Genomic DNA, 6,658 nt, shown 5'->3' with positions numbered 1-6,658 from the left:
CAGCGCCGATGGTACTGCAGGGGGGACCCTGTGGGAGAGTAGGACGCCGCCGAACTCCTTTTGAAGCTCCGGCTCTTGGGCACTGCCCAGGGGCCGGAGCTTTTTTGCGTTGAGGTAAGGTCAGGGGGCATCGTTGGTTCATTTCGCACAGGAGGCCCCCGGGTGGAGGTCCAGGAGACCCGCGTCCAGACAGACCGGGTCCTCACCATCCCCAACATCCTCAGCATGGCGCGGCTCGTCGGCGTACCCCTCTTCCTGTGGTTGATCCTCAGGCCGGAGTTCGGCGGCCCCAAGAGTGATGGGTGGGCCCTCCTCGTGCTCGCGTTCAGCGGGGTCAGCGACTACCTGGACGGCAAGCTCGCCCGGCGCTGGAACCAGATCAGCAGCCTCGGCCGGCTGCTGGACCCCGCGGCCGACCGGCTGTACGTCCTGTCCACGCTGCTCGGGCTGACCTGGCGGGAAATCCTCCCGCTCTGGCTCACCGCCCTCCTGCTGGCCCGGGAGCTGGTCCTCCTGGTCATGGTGGGCATCCTCCGCAGGCACGGCTATCCGCCGCCGCAGGTGAACTTCCTCGGCAAGGCCGCCACGTTCAACCTCATGTACGCCTTCCCGCTGCTGCTGCTCAGCGACGGAAGCGGATGGATCGCGTCACTCGCCGCAGTTTTCGGGTGGGCTTTCGCCGGATGGGGTACAACCCTCTATTGGTGGGCAGGAGTGCTGTACGTAGTACAAGTCCGCCGTCTGGTACGCGCGGATGCCGTGGCCGATTGAGCCCCTCTTTTGTCTGGACAAAGTCGTCCGATGGCCCCCCGCCGTGAAATGCGGGACACTTTGGACGGGTGAAGTCGGCTAGACAGTCATCTCTTTAGGAGGACGCTTCCGACATGAAGGCCGTCGTGATGGCCGGCGGCGAAGGCACGCGCCTTCGCCCAATGACCTCCAGCATGCCCAAGCCGCTCCTGCCCGTGGCGAACCGCCCGATCATGGAGCATGTGCTGCGACTGCTCAAAAAGCACGGGCTCAACGAGACCGTGGTCACCGTGCAGTTCCTGGCGTCCCTCGTAAAGAACTACTTCGGTGACGGCGAAGAGCTCGGCATGGAGCTCACGTACGCCAACGAGGAGAAGCCGCTCGGTACCGCCGGAAGCGTCAAGAACGCCGAGGAGGCGTTGAAGGACGATGCCTTCCTCGTCATCTCCGGCGATGCCCTGACCGACTTCGACCTCACCGAGCTGATCAATTTCCACAAGGAGAAGGGTGCTCTGGTCACGGTCTGCCTGACCCGTGTGCCCAATCCGCTGGAGTTCGGCATCACGATCGTCGACGAGGAAGGCAAGGTCGAACGCTTCCTGGAGAAGCCGACCTGGGGGCAGGTCTTCTCCGACACGGTGAACACGGGCATCTACGTCATGGAGCCCGAGGTCTTCGACTATGTCGAAGCCGATGTGCCCGTCGACTGGTCCGGCGATGTCTTCCCGCAGTTGATGAAGGAAGGCAAGCCGATCTACGGCTATGTCGCCGAGGGCTACTGGGAGGACGTCGGCACGCACGAGAGCTATGTGAAGGCCCAGGCGGACGTCCTCGAAGGCAAGGTCAACGTCGACATCGACGGCTTCGAGATCTCCCCGGGCGTGTGGGTGGCCGAGGGCGCCGAGGTGCATCCCGACGCCGTGCTGCGCGGGCCGCTGTACATCGGTGACTATGCGAAGGTCGAGGCCGGCGCGGAGATCCGGGAGCACACCGTCGTCGGCTCCAACGTCGTCGTCAAGAGCGGTGCCTTCCTGCACAAGGCCGTCGTGCACGACAACGTGTACATAGGGCAGCACAGCAATCTGCGCGGCTGTGTCGTCGGCAAGAACACCGACATCATGCGTGCGGCCCGGATCGAGGACGGCGCGGTCATCGGTGACGAGTGCCTGATCGGTGAGGAATCGATCGTTCAGGGCAACGTCCGCGTCTACCCGTTCAAGACCATCGAGGCCGGTGCCTTCGTCAACACCTCGGTGATCTGGGAGTCCCGGGGGCAGGCCCATCTGTTCGGCGCCCGGGGCGTCTCCGGCATCCTGAACGTGGAGATCACGCCGGAGCTGGCGGTACGGCTCGCCGGCGCCTACGCGACGACCCTGAAGAAGGGCTCCACCGTCACCACGGCCCGCGACCACTCCCGCGGCGCCCGGGCGCTCAAGCGGGCGGTGATCTCCGCACTCCAGGCCAGCGCCATCGACGTGCGCGACCTGGAGAACGTACCGCTGCCCGTGGCCCGGCAGCAGACCGCGCGCGGCAGTGCCGGCGGCATCATGATCCGGACCTCGCCGGGTGTCCCGGACTCGGTCGACATCATGTTCTTCGACGGACAGGGCGCGGACCTCTCGCAGGGCAGCCAGCGCAAGCTGGACCGGGTGTTCGCACGCCAGGAGTACCGGCGGGCGTTCCCCGGTGAGATCGGTGACCTGCACTTCCCGGCCAGCGTCTTCGACTCGTACACCGGATCGCTGCTGCGCAACGTCGACACCACCGGGATAGCCGAGTCGGGCCTCAAGGTGGTCGTGGACGCCTCGAACGGCAGTGCCGGGCTCGTGCTGCCCAGCCTGCTCGGCAAGCTCGGTGTGGACTCGCTGACCATCAACCCGGGTCTGGACGAGTCCCGGCCCACCGAGACGGCCGAGATGCGGCGTAAGGGGCTGGTGCGGCTCGGCGAGATCGTGGCGTCCTCGGGTGCCGCGTTCGGTGTGCGGTTCGACCCTGTCGGCGAGCGGCTGTCGCTCGTGGACGAGAAGGGCCGGATCATCGAGGACGACCGGGCGCTGCTGGTCATGCTCGACCTGGTGGCTGCCGAGCGGCGCAGCGGACGGGTGGCGCTGCCGGTCACCACGACCCGGATCGCCGAGCAGGTGGCCGCGTACCACGGCACCCAGGTCGAGTGGACGACCACCTCGCCGGACGACCTCACACGCGTGGGGCGCGAGGAGGGCACCATCTTCGGTGGCGACGGCAAGGGCGGGTTCATCGTCCCGGAGTTCAGCGGTGTGTACGACGGCACGGCCGCCTTCGTGCGCCTGATCGGGCTCGTGGCGCGGACGCAGCTCACGCTGAGCCAGATCGACGCCCGGATCCCGCGGGCGCACGTCCTCAAGCGGGACCTGGCGACGCCGTGGGCCGTCAAGGGCCTGGTGATGCGGCGGGTGGTCGAGGCGGCGGGAGATCGCTCCGTCGACACGACCGACGGTGTGCGGGTCGTGGAGACCGACGGGCGCTGGGTGATGGTGCTGCCCGACCCGGCCGAGGCGGTCACCCATCTGTGGGCGGAGGGGCCGGACGACGCCTCCGCGCAGGCCCTGCTGGACGAGTGGTCGGCGGTCGTGGACAGCGCCGGCCGGTGACGGGCGGCGGCTGAGAACGGCAAAACGCGCTGCACGCGTGCGTGCCGGACAAGTGTCCCCCAAGGGGGCCTGTCCGGCACGCCGGTGGGGCCATTCGGAGGTACTGCTCGCGACATGCGACGATGTGCGGCATGCCGCAGCAACCCCCCGTTCGGAGCAGCCCCACGCGGTCGCAGCGCCCGGACGCCTCCATGTCGTTGATCACCAACGTCATGGACCACAGCCTCGACGACGGGTACGCCGAGGCCGCCGCCCGCAGGAAGTCCGAGGGCGAGGGCGGCCTGCCGAAGACGCTCCGGGCCAAGCTGGGCCTGGCCGCCGGCCTCGTCCTCACGGCGCTCGTGGTGACCGTGGGGGCGGCCCAGGCGCGCGTGACGGCACCCGTCGTGGCCAAGGAGCGCCAGGAGCTGATCGACCGCATCGACAGCGAGACGGCGGACGCCGACAAGCTCGAAAGCACCGTCGACACGCTGCGCGACGACGTCAGCGCGCGCCAGCGGGCGGCCCTGAAGTCGAGCGGGGGCAGCGCCGAGGCGGACCTGGTGGGTCTGTTGTCGGGTGCCACCGCGGTGCACGGTCCCGGTGTCAAGCTCGTCGTGAACGACGCCAAGGAGGCGGGTGGCGGCGGGGACGGCTCCAATCCCCGTGAGACGTCGGGCTTCTCCGACACCGGCCGGGTACGGGACCGCGACATGCAGCGTGTGGTCAACGGGCTGTGGGCCTCCGGGGCCGAGGCGATCTCCGTCAACGGGCAGCGGCTGACCGCCCTGTCCGCGATCAGGGCGGCGGGTGACGCGATACTGGTCGACAACAGGCCGCTGGTGCCGCCGTACACGGTGCTGGCGGTGGGGGACGGGGAGAGGTTGAGCACCGGGTTCCAGAACAGCGCCGACGGCCTGTATCTGCACGCCCTGGAGGAGAGCTACGGCATCCGCGCCACCATCTCCGCGGAGGGTGACATCCGGTTGCCCGCCGCGCCCAGTGTGACCGTACGCACAGCACAGCCGAAGTCCGAGAAAACCGAGAAGGGCACATCGTGATCGCCGTACTGGGCCTCGTCGTGGGAGTCGTGGCCGGCCTGTTGGTCCGGCCCGAGGTTCCGGCGGTCGTCGAGCCTTATCTGCCGATCGCCGTCGTCGCGGCGCTGGACGCCGTCTTCGGTGGTCTGCGGGCCATGCTCGACGGCATCTTCGACGACAAGGTCTTCGTGGTGTCGTTCCTGTCGAACGTGGTCGTAGCCGCCCTCATCGTGTTCCTCGGCGACAAGTTGGGCGTGGGCGCGCAGCTGTCCACGGGCGTCGTCGTGGTCCTGGGCATCCGTATCTTCTCCAACGCCGCGGCGATCCGGCGGCACGTGTTCCGGGCGTGACACCGATGAGCGAGCAGAACGACAGCAACGACGGCAACGGCCGGAACGACCAGCCGGGGAACCGGCTGCGCAGGGAACTGCCGGCGGAAGTGCCCGCGCCCGCGCCCGAGGCCGGGCAGCCGGCCGCGGGGGAGCCCCAACAGCGGCTGACGGGCCGGCAGCGGCTCGTCAAGGGGCTGTGGCCGCCGCGCTTCACGCGTGCTCAACTCATCGTGGCGGTGCTGCTGTTCGGGCTGGGCTTCGGGCTGGCCGTGCAGGTGGCGTCCAACAGCGACACCGACAGCGCGCTGCGCGGAGCCCGCCAAGAAGATCTTGTACGCATCCTCGATGAACTGGATTCGCGTACTCAGCGTCTTCAGGACGAGAAGCAGGGACTCGAAAAGCAGCGTCAGGAGCTTCAGAGCAGCTCCGACCAGGCCGCGGAGGCACGCCGGCAGACCGCCGAGAAGGAGAGGCAACTCGGCATCCTGGCGGGCACCGTGGCGGCGCAGGGTCCCGGCATCACCATGACGATCGAGGACACGAAGGGGACGGTCCAGGCGGACATGCTGCTCGACGCGATCCAGGAGTTGCGCGCGGCCGGTGCGGAGGCGATCCAGGTCAACGGGGTCCGGGTGGTCACCGGTACCTACTTCACCGACGCCGGCAAGAGCGTGAGCGTCGATGGGAACAAGATCAACGCCCCCTATCGTTTCAAGGTCATCGGCAAGCCGCAGGACCTTGAGCCCGCGCTGAACATCCCTGGGGGCGTGGTGCAGACTCTGGAGAAGGAGCAGGCCACGGTGACCGTCGAGCGGTCGGACAAGATCGTCGTGGACGCCTTGCGACAGGCGAAGCGGCCTGACTACGCTCGGTCGTCCTCCCAGTGAACCGGCGGTGCATGGGGGCCGTCCGGCAGGGGCATGAGGTTGCGGGGGGTCGGCGCACCGAAGGGGTGGTGCGTGGTGGAAACTGTCTGGTGGTTACGGACGTTGTGAGAATGTCCGGCTCGGCCGGTGTAGGCAATCAGGGTTCGTCCTGCCCCACGGGCGGGTCTGTTTCGGTCAAGGGGAATCGCCCGTGAAGTTGTTTGCGAAGTTGTTCGGCAAGAGCGCGCGAGAGGGCAGCGGCAACGCGACCGCTCGTCATCGCGCACAGCCTGACGCGGAGGGCCAGCGCCCGCTGTTCCGGGACCAGGTCGCTGGTCCGGGCGGTGACATTTCGGGAGGTCAGGGCGCGGCGTCTGTTGACCCTGCCCAGTCCGGCGGCATAGGTTTCGGGCAACCGTCAACCTCAGGTACGGGTGGAGGGTTCGCCTCCGGCCCGTACGCGTCCAACGCCCCGGCGGGGCAGCCGCGGCAGGAGGATCCGTCGATGTCGGTCCTGGTATGTACGAGGTGCGGTAACCGGAACGCGGAGAACGCCCGGTTCTGCTCCAACTGCGGGGCGCCGCTGCGTCCTGGGTTGACGCCCGAGCGGGCCACGGAGACGACGTCCACGATCTCGATCTCGGGTCTGGAGGCCTACGACTCCGAGGCGACCGGTCAGACGCCGCTGCCGATGCTCTCCCCGGAGGCACAGGCCGCGGTGGACGCCCTGCCGATGGGCTCGGCGCTGCTGGTGGTGCGCCGGGGGCCGAACTCGGGCAGCCGCTTCCTGCTGGACAGCGACCTGACCACGGCCGGCCGTCATCCGCAGAGCGACATCTTCCTGGACGACGTGACCGTCTCCCGGCGCCACGTGGAGTTCCGACGCTCCCCGGACGGCTCCTTCACGGTGGCCGACGTGGGCAGCCTGAACGGCACGTACGTCAACCGGGAGCGCATCGACCAGGTCGCCCTGTCGAACGGTGACGAGGTGCAGATCGGCAAGTACCGGCTGGTGTTCTACGCGAGCCGGCAGGGCATCTGAGCCGCCCCCGGACTGATGT

General features: G+C 68.3%; 6 protein-coding genes. All 6 read left to right on the top strand.

The annotated features are described in order from the left end of the window. Positions 1–162: 162 nt before the first annotated feature. The 6 genes from clsA to IE273_RS24835 all read left to right on the top strand — a co-directional run bounded on the left by clsA (position 163) and on the right by IE273_RS24835 (position 6,639). A complete protein-coding gene (gene clsA / locus IE273_RS24860; RefSeq protein WP_189817383.1) occupies positions 163–771 on the top strand; it encodes a cardiolipin synthase ClsA in 609 nt (202 codons plus the stop codon). A gap of 113 nt (positions 772–884) precedes the next feature. Further along, positions 885–3,380: a mannose-1-phosphate guanyltransferase gene (locus IE273_RS24855; RefSeq protein ID WP_059265427.1), complete on the top strand. Its 2,496-nt coding sequence runs from the start codon at positions 885–887 to the stop codon at positions 3,378–3,380. Between the two features lie 131 nt (positions 3,381–3,511). Continuing rightward, positions 3,512–4,420 (top strand): DUF881 domain-containing protein, encoded by a 909-nt coding sequence (locus tag IE273_RS24850; RefSeq protein WP_189817382.1) that lies wholly within the window; start codon positions 3,512–3,514, stop codon positions 4,418–4,420. Continuing rightward, complete coding sequence (locus tag IE273_RS24845) at positions 4,417–4,749, top strand: small basic family protein (RefSeq protein WP_003988855.1); 333 nt, start codon at positions 4,417–4,419, stop codon at positions 4,747–4,749. Before IE273_RS24850 ends, IE273_RS24845 begins: the two co-directional genes overlap by 4 nt. Before the next feature lie 5 nt (positions 4,750–4,754). Then, positions 4,755–5,618 (top strand): DUF881 domain-containing protein, encoded by an 864-nt coding sequence (locus IE273_RS24840; RefSeq protein WP_189817381.1) that lies wholly within the window; start codon positions 4,755–4,757, stop codon positions 5,616–5,618. Between the two features lie 190 nt (positions 5,619–5,808). Then, positions 5,809–6,639, top strand: a complete 831-nt coding sequence (locus IE273_RS24835) for a zinc-ribbon and FHA domain-containing protein (RefSeq protein ID WP_189817380.1) — start codon at positions 5,809–5,811, stop codon at positions 6,637–6,639. Positions 6,640–6,658: the final 19 nt, after the last annotated feature.

Source organism: Streptomyces olivaceoviridis, assembly GCF_014650115.1.
In the GTDB taxonomy this organism is placed as follows: Bacteria; Actinomycetota; Actinomycetes; order Streptomycetales; family Streptomycetaceae; genus Streptomyces; species Streptomyces olivaceoviridis.
The sequence above is the reverse complement of the archived record's forward strand: the minus strand, read 5'-3'. Positions and strand labels throughout refer to the sequence as shown.